Origin of the sequence: Parvibaculum sp. (genome assembly GCF_002684405.1) — a bacterium.
Classification (GTDB): Bacteria; Pseudomonadota; Alphaproteobacteria; order Parvibaculales; family Parvibaculaceae; genus Parvibaculum.
The window spans coordinates 1-22,624 of the sequence record NZ_NYVD01000009.1 but is presented as its reverse complement, the minus strand read 5'-3'; the positions used below and the strand labels follow the sequence as shown (position 1 = coordinate 22,624).

Sequence of the window (22,624 nt, the reverse complement as noted above, 5' to 3'; positions counted from 1 at the left end):
AAGATCTGCTCGGCATGCAATACTAAAGCGGAAACTCTTCCGCTCTCGGTCCGCTCATGGACCTGCGCCAATTGCGGCGCGCAGCATGATCGCGATGTGAATGCAGCGATCAACCTCAAGAATTTGGCCGGTAGCGAGGACTTCGCGGTCCGTCCGGTGACAGCTTGTGGAGCGGAAGGCTCTGGTGACGGAAATGATCCCGTTACGAAACCGGCCGCGTCGAAGCAGGAATTGGGCTCTGATCAGAAAAGATCAAGTCCATGAAAGCGGTGAACCCTCCCACGCTGAGCGGGTGTCGATTTTTTCGCTACCGGCAGGCGTTCATAAAGCCAGCACAAATAAATTTGGGAGCCATTTTTAGACCGTTTTTCTGAATCAGTATTGAAATCGACGAAAAACCAAATGATTTCAATGCCGCCCAAGTCGGGCTGGTATTTTGTGCGGATTTCAGAATTACCGGACAGCGATTCCGCTAAATCCCGGACAGCCGTTTCAGTAATTCCCGGACAGTCCGGGCACGGCTGATTATCTTCCTGCAGTCATGTTTCGGTATGCATCGTTTCGGTGTTTTCAGGGGGGGTCAAGTTCGTGTTTTGATCTGGCCGCCGCATGCTGTCTCCCTTGAGGTCGACGCGGTGAGCATTGTGGACGATCCGGTCGAGGATGGCGTCCGCGATTGTGGGTTCACCGATCATGTCATGCCAGGCTGAGACGGGGAGCTGAGCGGTGATGATGGTGGATCGCCGCTGATAGCGTTCCTCAAAGAGTTCGAGGAGGTCGAGGCGCTGTTGATCGGTCAGCCCATGGGTCCCCCAGTCGTCGAGAATGAGGAGCTGGACGCGGGCCAGCTTGTCGACCAGCTTGGGGAATCGCCCGTCGAGGCGGGCCATGGCCATGTCCTCGAAGAGCCGCGGCATTCGGACATAGAGGACGGAGTGGTCGAGCCGGGCGGCTTGATGGCCGAAGGCGCAGGCCAGCCAGGTTTTACCCGTTCCGGTCTGGCCGGTGAGGATGATCTGCTCCTTTGCCTTGATCCACTCGCCCTGTGCCAGCGCGAGGATCTGACGGCGGTCGAGGCCGCGGCTTGCGGCGAAGTTGACGTCTTCGATACAGGCGTCGGGGAAGCGCAGCCTGGCGTTGCGCAGCCTGTTGGCGAAGCGTTTGTCGGCCCTTGTCGAGACTTCCCGGTCGAGCATGAGGCCGAGCCATTCATTGCGATCGAGAGCCTGGCCCGGGTCCTGTCCGGCGAGAGCCTTCCAGGCGTCGGCCATGCCTGTCAGGCCAAGCGCGGCCATCTGGTCGAGGGTGGGATGTGTCAGCATGTGTTGATCCTTCTGTGCTGAGGGTTACTGGTAGTAGCCGGCGCCACGGATGTTGTCGTGGACCGGTGTCGCGGTGATCGGCTCTGGCGGTTCCGGGGCCTGGTCGAGCCCGGTGACGAGGATGGAGCGCACCGAGGCATAGGAGATGGTTCCGACCGTCAGGGCGCGATTACAGGCAGCTTCCAATCTGTCTGCCCCGAACTGCCGTTGCAGGCCGAGGACGCCGAGGGCCGATCGATATCCCTGTTCGGGATGCGGCCTGTCGCGCATCAGACGTTCAACGAGCGCGGCCGTGTGATAGCCGGTCCGGGCTGCCCTGCGAATGAGGCTTTCCGGCGTCATGCCACCATGGCGCTGATGGGCCTTGGGCATGTGCTCCTTGATGGTGGTGTGGCCGCCACGCGGCCCGCGGCGGTGATGCAAGGCCACCTGCTGGTTGTTGTGGAAGATCTCGATCATGCGATGTGTCAGGCGCACATCGACCTGCCGGCCGATCAGGCGGTGCGGCACGGAATAGAAGCTGTGGAGCACCTCGATATGATAGTCGGGATGCACCTTGGCCTGCTTCCATTCCGCGTACTCGAACGGTGTGTCGGGCAAGGGTCTCAGCGCGGCGCGTTCGATCTCTTCGAAGAGCTCCTGCCGGGAGCGGCCCACCCGCCGCATGGTCCGGGCATTGAGATCCTCGAGCAACTCGGCAATGGCCACGTTGAGTGCCTCGATGGAAAAGAATTGCCGGTTGCGCAGCCGGGCCAGGATCCAGCGCTCCACGATCAGCACCGCGCCCTCGACCTTGCCCTTGTCGCGGGGCTTGCGCGGCCGCGTGGGCAGCACGGTCGTGTCGTAATGTGTCGCCATGTCGGAGAAGGTCCTGGTCACCGACGGCTCGAACCAGAGCGGCTTGACCACGGCGGCCTTGAGATTATCGCACACGATCGCTTTGGGCGCGCCGCGGAAGAACTGCAACGCCCGAACCTGGGCGTCAATCCAGTCGGGCAGCTTCTGGCTGAGGCTGGCCCAGGCGAAGGTGTAGTTGGATGCGCCAAGCACCGCGACAAAGATCTGGGCGCGGCGCTCCTGACCTGTCGCGGGGTCGATTACCGGGATCGTATGGCCGGCATAGTCGGTCTGCATCACCGCGCCCGCTTCGTGGCGGTTGCGATACCGAGGGCTGATCCGGTTCTCGAACTCCCTGTAGCGTTCGCAGAACCAGGTGTAGCCATAGCCGTCGGGGTGGGCCGCGCGATACTCCTCCCAGAGCAGCAGCAAGGTCACGCCCTTGCGCTTCATCTCGGCCGTCATCTTCGGCCAATCAGGTTCGCTCAGATCCCGGGGCGGCCGCCCGACACGCTGGAACAGAACTTGCCTCAGCGTCGCATCGTCATCTCGACCAGCAGGAAGAGGCCAGCAGTCCAGCCCGGCTTCCCGGGCCCGGTTCAGGTAGGTTGCCACGGTCGTCTTGCTCAGCTTCAGGCGTGCGGCAACCTCGCGCGCCGAAAGCCCCTGGTCATGCGTCAGTCGCAGTATCGTTCGAATGTCTTGCACGCTCGTGCGCCTCGCTTGCTTCCGTCTCGGCATGCTCCCTCCCGGCCTTGTTCAAGACCGGCAGAATGCCGTGGCGGCGCAGGCGATGACCAACCCTGCCCAACCCCTCCCGGAACTGTCCGGGAATTAGCGAAATCACTGTCCGGGATTTACCGAAACGCGTGTCCGGGAATTACTGAAATGCTTGTCCGGGAATTACCGAAACCCGCAGGCTTGTGTATGCCGGAGGGATAGGCGGCGTAGTAGCGCGCGCACGGCCTGACTCTGATCCGCCGCCCCTCATTGCGCGAAACCAAATCGCGTCGTGGTATGCGGCGAGGCAGCAGCCGTGGCCTTACGAGGATTCCGACATCGGGTATGGGGCGGAAGGACCAGAAGCGCCGCCTCTTATCGCTGATGACGCAGACGTAACGATTGTCGCCGCTCATCTCACCCGGTTTGCTCTGGATTCTCTCGTCCGCCCCGACAACTCTATATTTCCTGCTTCTGCCTACGCCTTTGGACTCAGGCAGGGGTGGATATTTCAAGCTCCTTTCGACACATGGCCGATTGAGCTAACCAAGGAAGGCGTTTGGGGGGCTATGGCAGAAGCGAATGCGTCAGAAGAATTGCAAGCACTGCTTGCGGAATTAGCTTCTGAGGCAGAAAGACAAGATGAAGATTGAATTTCCTGCCAGCCTGCGACGCCGAATGCGCCGCCGTTTGTGGTGGGCAGGACGTCGTGAGATAGGCGGAATTCTGATGGCCGAACAGATAGCGCCCGGGCATTTTAGGCTTGCCGATTTCTCAGTCGATGATCAAACAGGAGGGGCGGCGCACTTTGTGCGCAGTACAGAATATCACCAAGCTGCTCTACGCTCATTCTTTGCTCGGACCGGCGACGATTATCGACGCTACAATTATTTGGGAGAATGGCATTCACATCCGAGGTTTCCCGTCATACCCAGCGTTGATGATTGCTGCTCGATGCGAGAGTTGGTCGAGAGTGAACGAAGTATAGATTTTGCTATTTTGCTTATATCAAAGACTAGATTATGGACGCCGTTAGAGTGCTCAGCTTTGTTGTTCCAAAAAGGTGAAGAGGCTTTTAGAGTAGAAGTCAATTATTGTGAATAGAATGGGAACACTAGACTATGTCATAAGGGCGCTGGCGGACTGGACCTTCAGGAAGCGTTCAATTGGTTACTTCCTCGTCAGAGGAGGTGTGGCGCTTCTGGCTCTCTTAATCGCAGGTAACGTATTTAGTGTCAGCATTCCAACCGAATTTGGGCCACTGACATTCAACTACGAAGCCGGTCAAGCTTCGGTCATTCTCACGACCCTTTCGTACATTGCGGCAGCGACTCTCATTGTCGTCGGCCTCATATTGATCTGGCGTGAGCATCAAAGTCTGGGCCGCAAGCGTGTGTTCGTCTTGGAGTTCCGAGGGCTTCGGGACTGGAATGGCTCTCCCTTGGCCGAGGCCATTCCTCATTCCTTGCCCGGAAGAAGAGAGCAAGTGCTGGTAGACCTGCGGCAACGCGTAAACGACGGATTGATCGTTGATCCGCAAGCTGCTGTCGATCGGTTGATGACGTTGCGCCAAGAGCTAGACACGCGGGAAGATGGGGCAGATCGCCGAGATATTTTGTATGTGGCAGGCGGACTTGCACCAGTTCCTCTTTCATTTCTGGCGGGCATCCTGCTCGATGACGAAGCTTCTGTCATGTTTATGGATTGGAATCGGCATGAACGGCGGTGGCAAGAACTTAATTCCGAGGATGATGGCAGGAGATTTGAAGTCTCGGGCATGGGAGACATTCCTGACGGTACGGCCGAGGTTGTTCTCGCCGTCTCGGTCTCTTATCGAGTAGACACACAAGGAGCTCTATTGAAGTGTGGCGCGCTTCCGCTAGTGCATCTGGAGCACGCGGATATTGAGGCTGCGCCTATGGATGCTCATTGGTCAGAACAAAAGCAGTTGGCCTTGGGGCAGCAGTTTCTTGATACAGCTATAGCGCTTGGCAATAGAGGCGTTAGAACCATTCACCTGTTTTTTGCCGGGCCGAATAGCCTTGTTCTGCGTTTCGGAAGTCTCTACGACAAACGAAATTTGCCGTCTCTCATTGTGTACCAGTATGACCAAACGGCGGCACCTCCATTCACATGGTCAATCCAGATGCCAGTAGCTGGGTAAGCGGTGTCCCAGTCACACCCGACTTATTTCATCGGCTTGTTTTCGGCTTCCAGCGTTTAGCGAGCTTGAGGACCTCGAGACGGAGTTCATCGGCCGGGGGCACGGTGGGATCAAAGGCAGCTCCATACCATTCCTGCAGATCCGCATGTTCGGGGTGTTCGGGATCAGCCATGGCCTCGATGAACTCTTCATACCCGGGAATGCCGCCAACATCTTCGGGCGGACATCTGCCCGAGGTGTCTGTCAGCCGAGGGTAGAGGTCACCGGGAACAGCGTCGGTGACCTTGCCGACCGACAGGCTATGCTCCCAGCTGTCTCCGAAGTCATAGATATAGCGGATGGTCCGCGCCCCGGTGTCCTCGATCAACTGGGCCAGGGTCGTCTTGTTGGCAGGCAGGTCCTCGCCGCCGAAGTCGGGATCGGGCAGCCCCCATGTCGCGCCGCCCGCCTCGAACATGTAGAGATGCGAGTTGGTCCAGCCCATGGCGGCCTGCAGGGTCAGATGCAGCCGGTCGAGGCGGATTGTGACGGGGACCTGCAGTGTGCGGGTGACCGGGGGCTCGATATGTTCAAGCGTGACCTTGATTTCGACGATGCTCATGGCCGTCCTCCCGCTGCCAGCTTCCCTTGTAGTTCCAGGGCAGCAGCGCGTCGATATCGGATTGCCGGTGTCCACCCGCAATGGCCTTGAAGGTATCGCTCAGCCAGGCGTGGGGGTCGACCGCATTGAGTTTACAGGTTTCGATGAGCGAGGCGATCATCGCCCAGTTCTCAGCCCCGGCCTCATGACCGGCAAACAGAGCATTCTTCCGCGTCAATGCGATCGGCCGGATACTGCGCTCGACCGTATTGTTGTCGAGCTCGATCCGCCCATCCTCAAGGAAGCGCAGCAGCCCGTCCCGGTGTCTGGCAATATATTTCAGGGCCTCCCCGAGGGGGGACTTCGATGACACGCGCGACCGGTTCTGCATCAGCCACATATCGAAGCTGTCGAGCAACGGTTTCGAGCGCGCCTGCCGCTGTGCGACACGCGCGGCCGGATCCTGACCGCGGATCTCTTTCTCGATTCCATAGAGAGCGTTGATCAGTCTCAGCCCCTCCTCGGCAATCGGCGCTTTGCCCGCCTGCGCAACCTCATGCAATTTGCGTCTGGCATGGGCCCAGCAGAAGGCCAGCTCGATCCCTTGACCGGCCCGCCTCGGCAGCCGGTTGTATCCCGCATAGCCATCGACCTGCAGCGTGCCCGTGAAGCCCTCAAGGATCCTTTCGGCATAAAGACCGGCCCGACCCGGCGCATAGGTGAAGACCACTCCGGGCGGATCGCTCCCGCCCCAGGGCCGGTCATCGCGGGCCAGCGCCCAGAAGTAGCCTGTCCTGGTCTTCCTGCGGCCCGGATCGAGCACCGGCGCACGGGTTTCGTCCATGAAGAGCTTCGATGAGCGCTTCAGCTCGGCAAGCAGCGCCTCATGCAGCGGTTTCAGTTCGAAAGCCCCGCGGCCCACCCAGTCGGCCAGCGTGGAGCGGTCCAGATCGATACCCTGGCGGCTGTAAATCTGCGCCTGACGGTACAAGGGAAGGTAATCGGCGTATTTGCTGACCATCACATGCGCCACACTGGCCTCACTCGGCATTCCCCCAGGGATCAGCCGGGCCGGCGCGGGCGCCTGGACGATGCCGTCCTCGCAGGCGCGGCAGGCATATTTCGGGCGACGGGTCACAATCACCCGGAACCGGGCCGGAATGATATCGAGGCGCTCGCAGACATCCTCGCCGATAACGTGCCGCTCCGCGCCGCAGCCGCAGACCGTACTCGCCGGCTCGATCACCTCCTCGATACGCGGGAGATGTTTCGGCAGCGATCCCCGATTGGCCTTGCGCCGGCGCGGGGGACGGCCGGCCAGACGGTCCTCCGCCTCGTCTTCGGCATGAAGCGCGGCCTGCGCCGTCTCGATGTCTTCCAGGGCCAAAGCGAACTGCTCCGGGCAGGCCTTCTCCGACCTCGCACCAAACAGGGCGCGCCTGAAGTCGGCCACCAGCTTTTCCAGCTGAACAAGGCGCGCTTCCTTGCGCTCGATCACCTCATCCTGCAGCGCGACCCGCGACTGCGCAGCCAGAACCATCGCCTTCAGAGCGTCAATGTCATCGGGAAGATCGGCCGCCATCGTCATGGCAAAATTCTACCAGACACCGCGCCCCGCAGCCTGTTCAAAGAACCGCCCGAGTCACTCTGCCGCACCGGGCGGACGCGCCGCCAGGGCCTTCACCTTACGCCAGTCCAGACCCGCAAAGAGCGCCTCGAACTGGGCGTGATTGAGCGCCATCACCCCGTCCCGGATCGCNGGCCAGGTGAAGCNCGTCTCNTCCAGGCGCTTGTAGGCCATCACCAGCCCGGTACCGTCCCAGTACAACAGCTTCAGACGGTCAGCCCGTCTGGCGCGGAACACAAATACCGTCCCGGTGAAGGGATCTTTATGCAGCTCGTTCTTCACCAGAGCCGCCAACCCGTCATGCCCCTTGCGGAAGTCCACCGGCTTCGATGCAACCAGGATCCGCACCCGGTTCGACGGGAAGATCATGCCGGNACCGAAAGCGCGCGNGCNACCGNCGCNATCCGCTCCGGTGAAGCCCCGGGCTCAAGCCGGATCGTGATAGTCCCTGTCATGATTTCCGGTCCCGAAGCAGGCCGGGGCGCCGGCCCATTATCCGTCGGCGCAACCACCATCGCCGCAAACGCCACCGCGTCTGTCGCCTGCGGTTCGGGCAGAACAAGCCGACCCTTGCGCGCCAGCGTCCGCCAGGCCGAAAGATGGTTCGCCTTGACCCCGTGACGCCGCGCGACCTCCTTCACCGTCGCCCCTGGCTCCAGCGTCTGCGCTACTATCGCTGCCTTCACATCATCCGGCCATTTGCGGTAGCCACGATCAACTCCCGAATTCGGGAGAACCTCAAATGTAGCCTCCATGGAGAAACTCCTTCCCGCCAATCAACGGGAAGCAAAATCAATCATCACCTCAAAATGCGAAAGGTGGGGCTACAACACCGCTTACGGAAAGCCCTTCGCGCTCCATCATCAGCGCAAGAAGGGGGATCGAGACGCCAAGCCCCATGCCCACGACCGAAATGCAGGCGATGACGGCGATGAGGCTGTTCCGGCGCTGACGGGGCGTCAGTTCGCCCTGCCGCATCCCGGGCGGCACTTCCATGGTCAATGTCTGCTGGGTGTCTTCCATTTTACTTCCGCAAAAGCGGCCGCCCGTTCCTGTAGGCAAAGAGCGGAACCGGTCTGTCGCCCGATGCCTGTTCGGGCATGACGCCTTGTACCTCATGAAGCACGAATTCGGTGACGTCTATAACCGGCAGCTTCAGTGCTTCCGACAGGGGATACCAGTCGAGGTCTTCGAGTTCGCCGCTGCCGCGCAATTCGCCCGTCGCGATCCCGGCGGGCGCGGCATAGAAGCGGGCGTGAAAGCGGATCGGGCTTTCGGTGGGCGTGATGGCGCGGGCGACGAAGCGCAGCGGCGCAAGATGCGGGGCAAGCCCCTGGTCGCGGAAAGGCGACCAGGCGTCGCCCGATGCCTCGCCGACATCGCCGGGCGCGGCGATCAGCAGGCCGGTTTCCTCCATGGTCTCGCGAATGGCGGCCATGGCAAGCGCTTCGGCCCGGCGGCTCAGTGCCGGGGTCTGCGCGATCTGGGCTTTCATTTCAGCGTCGAACGCGGTCGCCGGTTTGGCTTTCTCGTCCGTGGCGTCGAGCTTGCCGCCGGGGAAAACGAAAGCGTCCGGTACGAAGGACATTTTCGAATGACGGCGGCCCATCAGGATGCACGGCTCTTCGCCCGATCGGTCGATCAGGACGAGGCTGGCGGCATCGCGCGGGCGCACCGCGCGGGTTTTGGGGGCGGCATGCTGCAACAGGCTCAGTCCTTGATTTCGTCGCGGATGGCAGAGCCGTTGCGGAAGTGAATGAATGGGACGGGCCTGCGCGCCCGGGCGGCTCGGTTCTGCTTCAGGCGTTCCTCGATTTCGTCCAGCACCACGCGGGTGATGTTGGGCAGGTCGAGATCGCGCGCATCGTCGAGCGTCAGCCAGTGCAGGCCCTGCAATTCGCCGGAGCCGGCGACGGCGAGCGGGTCGCCCTGGATATGTTCGGCATCGGCGATGAAAAAGCGCGTGTCGAAGCGGCGCGTGCGATAGGGCGGGGTGATGGCGCGGGCGACGAAGTCGAGCCGTCCGAGCGCGGGCGCCACGCCTTGTGCGAAATAGGCTGCCCAGTCTTCATGCTTGCTCGACATGGCGTCGCGCACGGGCTTGCCGAGGACGAGGCCGGTCTCTTCGAAGGTTTCGCGGATGGCGGCCATGGCAAGCGCGCGGGCGCGGTTTTCGCTCGGCGTGCCGCGCATGCGGGTCATCAGTCGCCGCGTGACTACGGGGCGCAACTCTTCGGCTGCGCGCACGCGGCTGTCGGCGCGGTCCACGCGTCCGCCCGGAAAGACGAACTTGTTGGGCATGAATTTGTGATTCTCATGCCGCTGCCCCATCAGAACCTTGGGCCGGCTCGCATCATTATTGACGATGATGAGGGTCGCGGCATCACGCGGCCGCACGGCGCGCGTCGCGCCGTCCCGATATTCCTGACCGCGCGATTGTTTGGGGTCAAAGGTGCCCCGGGCGCTATCTGCCATGCGCCATCCTCCCTGACGTTTCTGAATTGCTTTGCACAGAGGATGGCCCGGCGTGGAGGGGCTGTCCAGTCAGGTGTCCGGTGGCGTTCAGTTCGGGGTGGTGCCGCGTTCCGCGTCGGGATTGCCGAAACCGTGCATGCGGGCGGCCCATTGCCAGCCTACGATGCCGCCTTTCAGGCGCGGTAGAAGCCAGAGCGACAGGAGCAGGGTGAGGGCCGGCCACAGCGCCATATGCACCCAGATCGGCGGCAGATATTCGAGCTCCAGCCAGAGCATCATCGGCACGATGATGTGGCCCACGATCATGATCGTGAAATAGGGCGGGGCGTCGTCGGCCTGATGATAATGCAGCGCTTCGCCGCAATCCGGGCAGTGATCGGACACTTTCAGGAACTTGTAGAACATGTGGCCTTTGCCACAGGCCGGACAGCGCATGCTCAGACCGCGCAGAATCGCCTCTTTGGCGGGGCGCGGCGCATTTTCGTCTTGCTGGTAGATTTCGGGCCGGGACATGTCCAAGGGCGCACTCATTTCGTTCACGCGGCTAAACGCCACGAATTTGGAGACTCAAGTCCTACTAAAATGGTGGGTAAAGCCTCGGGACGGAATGTGGCAGGTTGCCGCGCTTGATTTGGTTTAACGACGGCGCCCTTTTCCGGGGCTTCCCGTCTTGCGCTTGCCTTTCGGCTTGGCGCCGGATTTCTGCGGGCCCTTGCGCCGAGACGTGCCGGGTCGCCCGCGGCCGGATGCATTGCGGCGCCCGGTGGAGCCGCCGGTACTGCCGCCGTCGAGCAGTTCGAAGCGCATACCGCCGGTAATGGGGGCGGCTTCGGCGAGCTTCACGCGTACCGCTTCGCCCAGGCGGTAGGTGGTGCGGCTGCGTTCGCCCACCAGCGCATGTCCGACTTCGTCGTGATGGAAATATTCCGCGCCGAGCGTGGCGATGGGCACAATGCCGTCCGCGCCGTTGTCGTCGAGCTTCACGAAGAGGCCGAAGCGCGTGACGCCCGAAATATGACCTTTGAACTCCGCGCCGATCCGCGCTTCGAGATATTGCGCGATGAAGCGGTCCTTGCTGTCGCGCTCCGCCATCATGGAGCGGCGCTCGGTCATCGAGATATGGGTCGCGATCTCTTCCAGCCCGCGCTCTTCCTCTTCCGGCTGGCCGTCCTTCTTCACATCGGGGCCGAGGTTCAGCGAGGCGATGAGCGCACGGTGAACGGTCAGGTCCGCATAGCGGCGGATGGGCGAGGTAAAATGCGCATAGCGGCGCAGATTGAGCCCGAAATGGCCGATATTGTCTGGCGAGTAGATGGCCTGGGCCTGGGAGCGAAGGATGACCTCGCTCACCATGCGGTCATGCTCGGTATCGTGGACCTGTTTCAGGATGCGGTTGAAATTCTGTGGACGGACGACTTCGCCTTTGGAAAAGCTGATGTCGAGCGTGTCGAGAAATTCCGCCAGCGCCATGATGCGTTCGCGACTCGGGCCGTCATGCACGCGGTAGATGACGCGCTTGCGTTTGTCCTCCACCGATTCCGCTGCGCAGACATTCGCCTGGATCATGCACTCTTCGATCAGGCGCATGCTCTCGAAGCGTTCATATTCCTTCACCTGCACGACCTTGCCGTCATCGTCGAAGCCGATGCGGTATTCGGGGAGATCCAGCTCCAGGGGGCCGCGCTGTTCGCGGCCTTTCAGCATGGTCTGATAGGCGTTCCAGAGCGGCTGCAGAACCGTTTCCAGCAGCGGACCGGTCTTGTCGTCCGGCTTGCCGTCGATGGCTTCCTGCATCTGGCGATAGGTGAGGCTCGCCGCCGACTTCATCAGGCCGCGAATGAATTCGTGACCGATCTTGGTGCCGTGCCGGTCGAAGGTCATGCGCACGGCGATGCAGGCGCGATCTTCCTTTTCCCGCAGCGAGCAGAGATCGTTTGAAATCCGCTCCGGCAGCATGGGGACCACGCGGTCGGGGAAATAGGTGGAGTTGCCGCGCTTCTTTGCTTCCTCGTCCATGGGTTCGCCGGGGCGTACATAGGCGGCCACATCGGCGATGGCGACGATGACGATATGCCCGCCCTCGTTTTTCGGATTGTCGTCGGGCATCGCCCAGACGGCGTCGTCATGGTCGCGCGCATCGGCGGGGTCGATGGTGACGAGCGGAATGTCGCGCAGATCCTCCCGGCCTTTGAGGCCGCGATGACGCATCCGGGCGGCGGATTTTACCACTTCTTCGGGGAAGGCGTCGGGAATGCCATGCGCATGAATGGCGATGAGGCTGACGACGCGCGGGTCGTCGCGATTGCCGAGCACCTCGATCACGCGGGCGCGCGGGCGGCCATGCTGTTTGCCCGGAATGGTCTCGCCCATGACGAGATCGCCGTCTCCGGCATCGCCCGCATCGCCTCTTCCGACTTCGAATTCGTGTCGGGCCTTCTTGTCCACGGGCAGGATGCGTCCGCCGCGCGCGTCGGATTTGAAGACGCCGAGCACGCGTTCCGCGCCCTTGCCGACGCGTTTGATGACGCGCGCCTCATAGGGGTAGGTGTCGGGCTCGTCTGTATTCTGCGCAATGCGCGCCAGCACGCGGTCGCCGACGCCCGTGGGGGCGTCTCCGGCATAGCGTTTGCCGCGTCTTTTTTCCGGCACGATGACGATGAGGGGCGCAGGCGTTTCGCCGCTCCAGTTGAGCGGCTTGGCGATCAGCTCGCCATCCATGTCGGTATGGGTGACTTCCAGCACGGTGACGGCGGGCAGTTCGCCCGGGCGGCGCAGTTTCTTGCCGCCGTCCTTTTCCAGCAGGCCTTCCGCTTCCAGCTCGCGCAGCATGCGCTTCAGCGGAATGCGGTCGGAGCCCTTGATGTTGAAGGCGCGGGCGATTTCGCGCTTGCCGACATTGCCTTCGGTCTCGGAGATGAATGTCAGAATCTGCTCGCGGCTGGGCAGACCTCCGGCGCTGTCATCTTTCGCCTGTCCGGCGGAGGCTTTCTTGGATCTCGGCGGCGTCTTGCGCGCGGTCACTCAGTTTCGGCCTTTGCGGAATCTGTTTTGCTGGCCGCCGGCTTTTTCTTCGCAGCCGGCTTCTTTGCGGGCGCTTTCTTCTTCGCTGGCGCCTTTTTGGCGGCAGGCTTCTTTGCTGCGGGCTTTTTCGCAGCGGCTTTCGTTGTCGTCTTCTTGGCTGCGGCTTTCTTCTTGCCCTTGGCCGGAACCTTCTCTGCGATGAGTTCGAGCGCCTGCTCGAAGGTCACCGCGTCATGATCGGCCCCCTTGGGCAGCGTTACATTGGCGGTGCCATAGCGGATATAGGGGCCGTATTTGCCCTCGCGAAGCTGCACCGGCTTTTTCGTGTCCGGATGCTCGCCCAGCTCTTTCAGGATCTTGCCCGCGCGCTTTTCCGCCCGCTCGATCTTTTCCGCCAGCACGGTGAGTGCGCGGTTGAGGCCGATGGTGAAGAGCTCCTCGGGGTCCTTGATATTGGCGTAGGTGCCGTCGTGATAAATGTAGGGACCGAAGCGGCCGAGGCCCGCCGTCACCTTCTTGCCGGTCTCCGGGTGCAGGCCGATCTCGCGGGGCAGGGTGAGCAGCTTCAGCGCCTTCTCAAGGTCCACATCGGCGGCGGCAAGTCCGTTGGGCAGGCCGGAACGCTTGGGCTTTTCGCCTTCTTCCAGCGGGGCGCGTTCCACGTAAGGACCGAAGCGGCCCGATTTCAGCGTGATTTCCGCGCCCGTATCCGGGTCTTCGCCCAAGACGCGGTCGCCGGTCGCCGCGGCGCTGTCCGCGTCCAGCGCGGCTGTCAGCGGGCGGGTGAAGCGGCATTCCGGATAGTTGGAGCAGCCCACAAAGGCGCCGAACTTTCCGACCTTGAGCGAGAGGCGCCCGTTTTCGCAGGTGGGGCATTTGCGCGGGTCCGATCCGTCTTCCTTTTCGGGGAAGACATGCGGCGCCAGCACTTCGTTCAGCCGGTCCAGCACTTCGGTGATGCGCAGATCCGCGATGTCCTCGACGGTGCCGGTGAAGCCCTTCCAGAAGTCGCGCAGCAGCTCCTTCCAGTCGAGTTCGCCCGCCGACACCTTGTCGAGCTTTTCCTCAAGATCGGCGGTGAAGCCGTATTCGACATAGCGCTCGAAGAAGTTTTCGAGGAAGGCCGTCACCAGCCGTCCCTTGTCGTCGGGGACGAGGCGGTTCTTGTCCATCGTCACATAGCCGCGGTCGCGCAGCGTTTGCAGCGTCGAGGCGTAGGTGGAGGGTCGGCCGATGCCGAGTTCTTCCATGCGCTTCACGAGCGTCGCTTCGGTGAAGCGGGGCGGCGGTTCGGTGAAATGCTGGTCGGGCCGGACGTTCACGAGGCTGGGCTTGTCGCCCTTGGCCATCTTCGGCAGGCGGTTGCTGTCCTCGCCATCGCCTGCATCGTCGTCCCGGCCTTCCTGATAAAGGCGCAGGAAGCCGTCGAAGATGATGACAGAGCCCGTCGCGCGCATGCCTATGGGGGCGTCGTTCGCCTCGATCTCGATTGTGGTGCGTTCGAGCTGCACGCTCTCCATCTGGCTGGCAACCGTACGGTTCCAGACCAGTTCGTAGAGGCGGCGCTGATCGTCGTCGAGGACATGGGCGACCTGTTTGGGCAGGCGCGACAGCTCGGTCGGACGAATGGCTTCATGCGCTTCCTGCGCATTCTTGGCCTTGGTCTTGTAGACGCGGGGCCCGTCCGGCAGATAGGTCTCGCCGAATTCGTTATTGATGACGGTGCGTGTCGCCGCGATCGCCTCATCGGCGATCTGCACGCCGTCGGTACGCATATAGGTGATGAGACCGGTGGTCTCGCCGTCAAGTTCCACGCCTTCATAAAGCCGCTGAGCGACCTGCATGGTGCGGCTGGCGGAAAAGCCGAGCTTGCGCGAGGCTTCCTGCTGCAGGGTGGAGGTCGTGAAGGGCGGGTTCGGATTGCGCCTGGTCGGCTTGCTTTCGACCGAGGTGACCGTGAATTTCGAGTCGCGGATGCGCGCCTCGATGTCCTTCGCGGATTTCTCGTCGGGAATGGCGAATTTGTCGAGCTTCTTGCCGTCGAGCTGCGTCAGGCGGGCAATGAAGCTTTGAGACTTCTCGGTCTGGAAATCGGTTTCGACGGTCCAGTATTCCTGGGCGCGGAAGGATTCGATTTCGAGCTCGCGGTCGCAGACCAGACGCAGCGCGACCGATTGCACGCGCCCCGCCGAACGCGAGCCCGGCAGTTTGCGCCAAAGCACCGGCGACAGCGTGAACCCGACGAGATAGTCGAGGGCGCGGCGGGCGAGATAGGCGTCGATCAGTTCCTTGTCGAGGTCGCGCGGATGCTTCATCGCTTCCGTCACGGACTGCTTCGTGATCGCGTTGAAGACCACGCGGCTCACGTTCTTGTCGCCGAGCGCCTTCTTGTCGCGGAGCACTTCCAGCACGTGCCAGGAAATGGCCTCGCCTTCGCGGTCGGGGTCGGTTGCGAGGATCAGGCCGTCGGCATCCTTCACGGCCTTCACGATGTCGTTCAGCCGTTTCTGGGACTTGGCATCCACATCCCAGTGCATGGTGAAGTCTTCGTCAGGCTGCACGGAGCCGTCCTTGGACGGCAGGTCCCGCACATGGCCGTAGGAGGCCATGACTTTATAGTCCTTGCCCAAATACTTGTTGATGGTTTTCGCCTTGGCTGGCGATTCTACTATGACGACATCCATCTAGGGCTCGAATGCTCTCCTGTGGGGGACAAGAAACTTTGCCGGCCTGTCCGCTCGTATTCCGGTGATCCGGGGGCGACCTTGCGCCGACGCGGGACAATGCGGAAAAGCCCGTGACCTGTCAAACTTCCTCGGAAGGCCGCGGAAATCCTCATGTATTGAGAAACTGCTATCTCCGTTTTATTCAAAACGACAATTTTTACAGCGAGAAACGGATTGGATTTTGTGTGACCCGATCTAAATAGCGCGTAATAATCGAAAACAAGAGATTAGTAATCTTGAATGTTCTCGCGCTGGGAACGTTTTTCAAGAGACAGGAGGTAAAATGCGAAATCCTGTCGGAGGAACCAAGCGGAAGGTGAAGTCCGATAGCGCCGATGGGCGGATGCGTAGGGGACGTCCATTGCAAGATACGAAAACGAAAGAGGACGGTAGCGAAACAGGCGGTGAGGGGGCGGACTATCTTCTGGAGACGTTGACCGGCGCGCGTCAGCTCGCCGCGGCGCAGGGTTACCGTTTCCTCGCCTATCTTCTCGGGCTGGCATTGGAGGAGGCCCGTCAACTCTCGCAAACGGGCGAGTCTTGGTCGACCTCATGGCGGGACCGGTCTAGCGGGACCGATCGTCGGGGGGAATAAGGCTCAGGCGGTCGCCGGGGTCGCGTTGCAGGCGGCCGGCAAGTTCCAGTTCGATCAGGACGGCGCGCACCGATCCGGGATCGGCGGCGGCCTCGTTCAGCAGGTCGCCAAGCGGCGTCGGCGTGGGGCCGAGTGCTTCGAGAACACGCAGGCGTATCGCGTCGTCGGGCTCTGCGCCCTGCGACGGCTGTGAAAAATCGACATGTTGCGGTTCCGCCAGGCGTCGATGCGCCTGATGAGGTGCGCCGAGCGCATCCACCACATCTTCCGCCGTTTCCACCAGTGTCGCGCCTTGCTTGATGAGGCGGTTCGCGCCATGTGCGCGCGGGTCGAGCGGCGAGCCGGGCACAGCGCAGACCTCGCGGTTCTGCTCCAGTGCATAGCGCGCCGTGATGAGCGAGCCTGAGCGCAACGCGGCTTCCACCACCACCGTTGCGAGCGACAGGCCGGAAATCAGCCGGTTGCGGCGTGGAAAATGGCGGGCCTGCGGGCTCGTGCCGGGCGGCATTTCGCCGACAAGCAGGCCGTCTTCACCGATGGCTCGTTGCAGTTTCTCGTTTTCAGGCGGGTAGAAAATGTCGAGGCCGCCGGCGACCACCGCGATGGTGCCGCTTGCCAGCGATGCTTGATGCGCGGCCGTGTCGATGCCGCGCGCAAGACCCGAGGCGACGACATATCCGCGTTCGGACAGACCCTTGGCGATATCGCCTGCGATCCGCCGCCCCGCGGCGGAGGCATTGCGCGAACCGACCATGGCGATGGTGTCGCGTGTCAGAAGCGAGAGGTTTCCCTTTACCGCGATGACAGGCGGCGGTGGGTCGGTGAGGGCGAGGGGTGGCGGATAATCCGCATCGCCCAGAACGAGAAGCGTGGCGCCGAGCTTTTCCAGCGTCGCCATTTCCCGTTCTGCGTCGGCGGCGCTCGCGACCCGGATCGCGCGTTTGCGCCCGCCGCGCGCCGCGAGGCCGGGCAGGGCGTCGAGCGCGGTTCCGGCGGAACCGAAATGTTCGAGCAGATCGCGAAAGGTGACGGGGCCGATATTTTCGCTACGTGCGAGCCGCAGGCGCGCCAGGCGCTCTTCCTGCGGCAGCGGGCTCACTGACCCGCCTCGCTACCGCCGGCTTCGGTCTCTTTTTTCTTTGCGCCGATTTTCGGTTCGGTACCGTTCAGCAGCCGCGAGATGTTTTCGCGGTGCGCCCAGTAGATCAGCACCACCAGCGGCACGGACAGCGCCACGAGCTGCCATTGGTCCAGCCAGGCGAGATAGAGCGGCGTGAGCAGCGCGGCGACGAGCGCGGAGAGCGAGGAGTAGCGGCCGAGAACCGCCACGGCGAGCCATGTCGCGCAGAAGAGGAGGCCGATGGGCCAGTAGAGCGCCAGCAATATGCCGATGAAGACGGCAACGCCTTTGCCGCCCTTGAATTTGAGCCATACCGGGTAGAGGTGACCGAGAAAGGCGCCAATGCCCGCCAGCCCCGCCATGGTGACGGGGTGGGCGCCGAATTCGCGCATGATGAGGACGGCGGCAATGCCCTTGCCAGCATCGCCGAGAAGCGTCCCGGCGGCGACCCAGCGATTGCCCGTGCGCAGCGCGTTGGTGGCGCCGATACTGCCCGAGCCGATGTCGCGAATGTCGCCGAGGCCCGCGATACGGGTCAGCAGCAGGCCGAAGGGGATCGACCCTAGCAGATATCCGACGATCAGCGCACCGGCGAGCCACGGCCCGTCGGTCGCCAGCGTAACCCCCTCGAACATGCTTAGCCCTCTTCCCCGTGAACGAAAACCATCCGGCCGCCGACAATAGTCCGCAAAACGCGGCCTTGAAAGCGCCGGTCCTCGAAGGGTGTGTTCTTGGAAACGGATTTGAGCGCCTCCGGCTTCAACTGCCAGGGCATATCCGTATCGATGAGGATGAGGTCGGCGGGCAGACCCGCGGCAAGCCGCCCCGTGCCCAGGTCCAGCAGGTCGGCGGGCACATGGGTCATGGTGTCGAGCAGGCGCGCGAGCGGTACGTCGCCGGAATGGACGAGGGCGAGCCCCGCGGCCAGCAGCGTTTCAAGCCCGATGGCGCCGAAATTGGCTTCTTCGAAGGGGCGGCGTTTGACGTCGGCGTCCTGCGGGTCGTGGCCGGAGACGATGACGTCGATCGTGCCGTCGGCCAGCCCCGCGACAAGGGCCTGGCGGTCCTGTTCGCTGCGAAGTGGCGGCGAAAGCTTGAAAAAGGTCCGGTAGCCCTGAATGTCGAGTTCGTTGAGTTGCAGGTGTGCAGCGGAGACGCCGCAGGTGACCTGCAATCCCCGGTTCTTCGCCGCGCGGATGATCTCGACCGAGGCTTCGCAGGAAATCTGCGCGATGTGGAGGCGTCCGCCGGTGAGTTCCATGAGGCGCAGATCGCGCTCGATCATGATGGTTTCGGCGGCGGCCGGGATGCCGGGCAGGCCCCAGCGGCTCGACAATTCGCCTTCATGCATCACGCCGCTGGCAAGTGCAGGCTCTTCGGCATGCTGGACCAGCAAGGCGTCGAAAAGTTTTGCGTAGGACATGGCGCGGCGAACGACTTGCGCATTGGCGACCGCCTTGTCGCCATCGGTGAAGGCGACCGCGCCTGCTTCCTTCAGCAGGCCGATCTCCGTCATCTCCTGTCCCTTGAGGCCCTTGGTCAGCGCCGCCATGGGATGGACATTGACGATGGCGGTATCGCGCGCGCGGCGTTCCATGAAATCGACCAGCGCCACATCGTCGATCACCGGATCGGTATTCGGCATGACGATAACGGTGGTGACACCGCCCGCCGCCGCCGCCTGGCTGGTGAGCGCCAGCGTTTCGCGGTGTTCCGCGCCGGGCTCGCCGGTAAAGACGCGCATATCGACGAGGCCGGGGCAGAGGACCTTGCCGCCGCACTCCACCGTTTCCACGCCTTCCGGCACGCCGTCATTGAAAAGATCGGGGCCGAGATCGACGATCTTGCCGTCTTCGACCAGTAGGTTTCCGATCTGGTCGTAGCCGCTGGCCGGATCGAGGAGGCGGGCATTGACGAAGGCGGTGCGGGTCATTTCGCAGTCTCCGCCGTGTCGGGATCGTTGGGCAGGTTGCGCGCCAGTGCGTCGAGCACGGCCATGCGCACCGCCACGCCCATTTCCACCTGTTCGCGGATCAGGCTGCGGTGAATGTCGTCGGCGACCGCGCTGTCGATTTCGACGCCGCGGTTCATCGGGCCGGGATGCATGACGAGTGCATCGGGCTTGGCGGCGGAGAGCTTGTCGTAGTCGAGGCCGTAATAGCGGAAATATTCACGCTGCGAGGGCACGTAGGAGCCCGCCATGCGCTCCAGCTGCAGGCGGAGCATCATCACGATGTCGCAGTCCTCCAGCCCCTTCTTCATGTCGTGGAAGATTTCCACGCCGAAGCGCTCGATGCCGGTGGGCATCAGCGTGGGCGGGCCGATCACGCGGACGCGCGCGCCCATGGTCTGCAGCAGCAGGATGTTGGAGCGCGCCACGCGGCTGTGCAGGATGTCGCCGCAGATCGCGACCTGAAGGCCTTGCAGTTTGCCCTTGCGACGGCGAATGGTCAGTGCGTCGAGCAGGGCCTGTGTCGGGTGTTCATGCGCGCCGTCGCCCGCATTTACCACCGAGCAGGAGACTTTCTGCGAGAGAAGCTCCACCGCGCCGGAATTCTGGTGCCGCACTACGATCATGTCCGGGTGCATGGCATTGAGCGTCACCGCCGTATCGATCAGCGTTTCGCCCTTCTTTACGGAGGATGTGCCGACCGACATGTTCATCACATCGGCGCCGAGCCGCTTGCCCGCCAGCTCGAAGGAGCTTTGCGTGCGCGTGGAGGCTTCGAAGAAGAGGTTGATCTGGGTCCGGCCCCTGAGCACGGCTCCCTTTTTATCGATTCGCCGGTTCTGCTCGACATAGGTGTCGGCAAGGTCCAACAGGGCGGTGATGTCTTGGGGAGAAAGCCCCTCGATCCCGATCAGATGACGATGCGGGAAGATGGGGGCGGGGGATGTTTCCGGACTGCTCATTAAAGCCGAATGTATAGGTGCGATTCCCGGTTCCAGCAAGGAACAATCTCGGTTTTGGCTGCGTCCTTTCGCGCGGGTTGCGTAGGGGGTGACGTTGGGTCTCCAATGGGCCTCAAAATGTCAGGAGGCGGCCCAAAATGACCAATCCCGAGTTCGAGCCTGAGGCATTCGCGACCCATGAGGTGTTCAACCAGCCGCCGGCGCTGGAAAACTACAACCTCTTCACCAGCGATATTGCGCTGCGGGAGACTATCGCGCGGGAAGGCGGCGGGGCCGCGGAAGACAATCTGACGGCTTTCGGCGGCAGGATCGGCACCTCCGAGGTGATCGATCTAGGGCGGCAGGCGAACGCCTATCTGCCCGTCCTGAAGAGCTTCGACCGTTTCGGCCATCGTATCGACCGGGTGGAGTTCCATCCCTCCTATCATCAGCTGATGTCGCTTTCTGTGGCGCAGGGGCTTCATGGCAGCCCGTGGGACCATTTGAAGGACGGGTCGGCGCCGAAAAAGGGTGCCATCGTCTCGCGGCTCGCCGGCACCTACGTGATGAGCCAGATCGAGGCCGGTCACGGCTGTCCCATCACCATGACCAATGCGGCGGTGCCCGCGCTGATGTTCCAGCCGAGCCTTGCGGAGGAGTGGCTCCCGCGCATCCTGTCGCGCGACTACGATCCGTCCTTCAAGCCCGCGAGCGAGAAGACCGGCGTCACGCTCGGCATGGGGATGACGGAGAAGCAGGGCGGCACGGATGTGCGCGCCAACACGACCCATGCGCAGCCGGTGAATGGCGGCGGGCCGGGCGCGGAATATCGCATCACCGGACACAAATGGTTCTTCTCCGCGCCCATGTGCGACGCCTTCCTCGTGCTCGCACAGGCGCCGAACGGGCTTTCCTGTTTCCTCATGCCGCGCTTTACGCCGGACGGCGAGCCGAACCGCATTCGTATCCAGCGGTTGAAGGAGAAGGTGGGCAACAAGTCCAATGCCTCCTCGGAAGTCGAGTTCCAGGCGGCGGCGGGGTGGCTCATCGGTGAGGAAGGCCGTGGCGTGCGCAACATCATCGAGATGGCGACCTATACGCGGCTCGATTGCGCGGTGGCGACGGCGGGGATGATGCGGCAGGCGGTGGCGCAGGCCGTGCATCATTGTTCCTATCGCCGTGTCTTCCAGAAGCATCTGATCGACCAGCCGCTCATGTCGGGCGTGCTGGCGGACTTGGCACTCGAAACGGAGGCGGCGACGGCGCTCTCCTTCCGGGTGGCGCGGTCCTTCGACGAAGCCTTCACCGACGAGCAGGAAGCCGCCTATCGCCGCATCATGACGCCGGTCGCGAAATACTGGGTCTGCAAGCGTGCGCCGAACCTCGCCTATGAGGCGATGGAGTGTCTCGGCGGCAATGGCTATGTGGAAGAGGGCATTGCGGGCCGTATCTATCGTGAGATGCCGGTGAATGCGATCTGGGAAGGCTCGGGCAATGTGATGTGCCTCGACGTCTTACGCGCGCTGGGCCGCGAGCCGGAGGCGCTCGATGTCGTCTTCGCCGAGTTCGAAGCCGCGAAGGGCGGCAATGCGCATTACGACAAGGCGGTCGATCTCCTGAAGCAGCAATTCACGGATATCGGCACGCTCGAAATGCGCGCTCGCGTCGTTGTCGAGGATATGGCCAAGGTCGCGGCAGCGTCGGTGCTGGTGAAACACGCGCCGGACTATGTGTCCGACGCCTTCTGCGCCACACGCCTCAACCGCGACTGGGGCGATCTCTATGGCACGCTGCCGGAGGGAGTGGATCAGCGCGCGATCATCGATCGGTCGCGGCCTATGGCTTAGGGCGGGCTCACATGAGATGAACGCGCCACAGAAATTATTGATAGACAACTCGGTCCGTAGTTTGGCCATCACTATGGACTATGCGAGGCAACCATTTTCACTGGATGTGGGTGGTTCACCAATGACAGGTGAAGTGGTTGGAATGAAGAGAAGAAGGGTGGACGATTGGAAGTCAAAACAATTGTCCGCGCTTCCGACGATTGTTCATTTGGTATCGGATGGGAAGATTCAGTTCTTTAGCTATGGGGAACTTCGAAACGAAGCATGGAATAGGCCGGGGAGCTTTCCCGGTGAGGTGATGGGGAATTTGTTGGCTGGCGTGCAGATCAGCGAAGTTCCTGATGCGATATGCAGAACTCGACTTTTTTCTTCGAATTTTAAAGAGACGAAGGCGGAAATGATTGATTTCTGCAGATGGCTGTTGTCGCTCAATCAAAGGGGCGTGAAGAAATTAGGAGGACTGCCATTTACTGATTTTGAAATGGAGAATTTTAGAGGACTGGATCGCTTCAGAGAGATTTGTAAGGCCGTCCATTCAAAGCACTACCCCGACGCCTTTCATTTTTGGACCGCCGAGGTAAATGGAATGGATTTCTTTCTGAGAGCCTGAATCATAAAGGCGGCAATGATTTCATGGCCTTGCGAGACGTCGTGTGACGATGCGGATGTGGGCGATGAAGAGCCATGCGATGGCGCTT

21 protein-coding genes are annotated in these 22,624 nt (G+C 62.1%); 5 read left to right on the top strand and 16 right to left on the bottom strand.

Annotation, left to right across the window (positions count from 1 at the left end; all coding sequences use genetic code 11):
* On the top strand, positions 1–264 hold a 264-nt coding region (locus CMI59_RS01145; protein ID WP_293323563.1), incomplete at its 5' end, for a zinc ribbon domain-containing protein.
* A 275-nt stretch (positions 265–539) separates the two neighbouring features.
* Here CMI59_RS01145 and istB read toward each other — a convergent pair.
* Positions 540–1,322: an IS21-like element helper ATPase IstB gene (istB, locus tag CMI59_RS01140; RefSeq protein WP_293323560.1), complete on the bottom strand. Its 783-nt coding sequence runs from the start codon at positions 1,320–1,322 to the stop codon at positions 540–542.
* 24 nt (positions 1,323–1,346) lie between these two features.
* Complete coding sequence (istA, locus tag CMI59_RS01135) at positions 1,347–2,900, bottom strand: IS21 family transposase (RefSeq protein WP_293323558.1); 1,554 nt, start codon at positions 2,898–2,900, stop codon at positions 1,347–1,349.
* A 621-nt stretch (positions 2,901–3,521) separates the two neighbouring features.
* On the opposite strand from istA, the gene CMI59_RS01130 reads away from it, so the two are divergent.
* Together CMI59_RS01130 and CMI59_RS01125 are read left to right on the top strand one after the other, a co-directional pair.
* The gene (locus tag CMI59_RS01130; RefSeq protein ID WP_293323555.1) at positions 3,522–3,983 is read left to right on the top strand and encodes a Mov34/MPN/PAD-1 family protein; all 462 of its coding nucleotides are present in this window, start codon (positions 3,522–3,524) and stop codon (positions 3,981–3,983) included.
* Position 3,984: 1 nt separating this feature from the next.
* On the top strand, positions 3,985–5,043 hold the full coding sequence (locus tag CMI59_RS01125; protein ID WP_293323552.1) for an SAVED domain-containing protein: 1,059 nt from the start codon (positions 3,985–3,987) through the stop codon (positions 5,041–5,043).
* A gap of 28 nt (positions 5,044–5,071) precedes the next feature.
* Here the strand turns inward: CMI59_RS01125 and CMI59_RS01120 are convergent, their stop codons facing one another.
* From CMI59_RS01120 to CMI59_RS01055, 14 genes are all read right to left on the bottom strand, one after another.
* The gene (locus tag CMI59_RS01120) at positions 5,072–5,644 is read right to left on the bottom strand and encodes a plasmid pRiA4b ORF-3 family protein (RefSeq protein ID WP_293323549.1); all 573 of its coding nucleotides are present in this window, start codon (positions 5,642–5,644) and stop codon (positions 5,072–5,074) included.
* Positions 5,613–7,211 (bottom strand): IS66 family transposase, encoded by a 1,599-nt coding sequence (locus tag CMI59_RS01115; protein WP_293323546.1) that lies wholly within the window; start codon positions 7,209–7,211, stop codon positions 5,613–5,615. The genes CMI59_RS01120 and CMI59_RS01115 overlap by 32 nt, the downstream gene beginning before the upstream one ends.
* A 54-nt stretch (positions 7,212–7,265) precedes the next feature.
* On the bottom strand, positions 7,266–7,619 hold the full coding sequence (tnpB, locus tag CMI59_RS01110) for an IS66 family insertion sequence element accessory protein TnpB (protein WP_293323543.1): 354 nt from the start codon (positions 7,617–7,619) through the stop codon (positions 7,266–7,268).
* Positions 7,616–8,005 carry a transposase gene (locus CMI59_RS01105; RefSeq protein WP_293323540.1) on the bottom strand — a complete coding sequence of 130 codons (390 nt, stop codon included), beginning with the start codon at positions 8,003–8,005 and terminating at the stop codon, positions 7,616–7,618. The genes tnpB and CMI59_RS01105 overlap by 4 nt, the downstream gene beginning before the upstream one ends.
* Positions 8,006–8,054: 49 nt before the next feature.
* Positions 8,055–8,273: a hypothetical protein gene (locus CMI59_RS01100; protein WP_293323537.1), complete on the bottom strand. Its 219-nt coding sequence runs from the start codon at positions 8,271–8,273 to the stop codon at positions 8,055–8,057.
* A gap of 1 nt (position 8,274) precedes the next feature.
* A complete protein-coding gene (locus CMI59_RS01095; RefSeq protein ID WP_293323534.1) occupies positions 8,275–8,955 on the bottom strand; it encodes an NUDIX hydrolase in 681 nt (226 codons plus the stop codon).
* Between the two features lie 5 nt (positions 8,956–8,960).
* Positions 8,961–9,725: an NUDIX hydrolase gene (locus tag CMI59_RS01090; protein ID WP_293323531.1), complete on the bottom strand. Its 765-nt coding sequence runs from the start codon at positions 9,723–9,725 to the stop codon at positions 8,961–8,963.
* A gap of 87 nt (positions 9,726–9,812) precedes the next feature.
* Positions 9,813–10,256 carry a DUF983 domain-containing protein gene (locus CMI59_RS01085; RefSeq protein ID WP_293323528.1) on the bottom strand — a complete coding sequence of 148 codons (444 nt, stop codon included), beginning with the start codon at positions 10,254–10,256 and terminating at the stop codon, positions 9,813–9,815.
* 105 nt (positions 10,257–10,361) lie between these two features.
* Positions 10,362–12,746 carry a ribonuclease R gene (gene rnr / locus CMI59_RS01080; protein ID WP_293323526.1) on the bottom strand — a complete coding sequence of 795 codons (2,385 nt, stop codon included), beginning with the start codon at positions 12,744–12,746 and terminating at the stop codon, positions 10,362–10,364.
* Positions 12,743–15,430, bottom strand: a complete 2,688-nt coding sequence (gene topA, locus CMI59_RS01075; RefSeq protein ID WP_293323524.1) for a type I DNA topoisomerase — start codon at positions 15,428–15,430, stop codon at positions 12,743–12,745. Before topA ends, rnr begins: the two co-directional genes overlap by 4 nt.
* A 608-nt stretch (positions 15,431–16,038) precedes the next feature.
* A complete protein-coding gene (gene dprA / locus CMI59_RS01070) occupies positions 16,039–17,166 on the bottom strand; it encodes a DNA-processing protein DprA (RefSeq protein ID WP_293323521.1) in 1,128 nt (375 codons plus the stop codon).
* Positions 17,163–17,822 (bottom strand): glycerol-3-phosphate 1-O-acyltransferase PlsY, encoded by a 660-nt coding sequence (gene plsY / locus CMI59_RS01065; RefSeq protein WP_293323517.1) that lies wholly within the window; start codon positions 17,820–17,822, stop codon positions 17,163–17,165. Before plsY ends, dprA begins: the two co-directional genes overlap by 4 nt.
* 2 nt (positions 17,823–17,824) lie before the next feature.
* The gene (locus CMI59_RS01060) at positions 17,825–19,120 is read right to left on the bottom strand and encodes a dihydroorotase (RefSeq protein WP_293323514.1); all 1,296 of its coding nucleotides are present in this window, start codon (positions 19,118–19,120) and stop codon (positions 17,825–17,827) included.
* The gene (locus tag CMI59_RS01055; protein WP_293323511.1) at positions 19,117–20,100 is read right to left on the bottom strand and encodes an aspartate carbamoyltransferase catalytic subunit; all 984 of its coding nucleotides are present in this window, start codon (positions 20,098–20,100) and stop codon (positions 19,117–19,119) included. Before CMI59_RS01055 ends, CMI59_RS01060 begins: the two co-directional genes overlap by 4 nt.
* Before the next feature lie 137 nt (positions 20,101–20,237).
* On the opposite strand from CMI59_RS01055, the gene CMI59_RS01050 reads away from it, so the two are divergent.
* Positions 20,238–21,926 (top strand): isovaleryl-CoA dehydrogenase, encoded by a 1,689-nt coding sequence (locus tag CMI59_RS01050; protein ID WP_293323508.1) that lies wholly within the window; start codon positions 20,238–20,240, stop codon positions 21,924–21,926.
* Positions 21,927–21,942: 16 nt separating this feature from the next.
* Positions 21,943–22,536: a hypothetical protein gene (locus tag CMI59_RS01045; protein WP_293323505.1), complete on the top strand. Its 594-nt coding sequence runs from the start codon at positions 21,943–21,945 to the stop codon at positions 22,534–22,536.
* Positions 22,537–22,624: the final 88 nt, after the last annotated feature.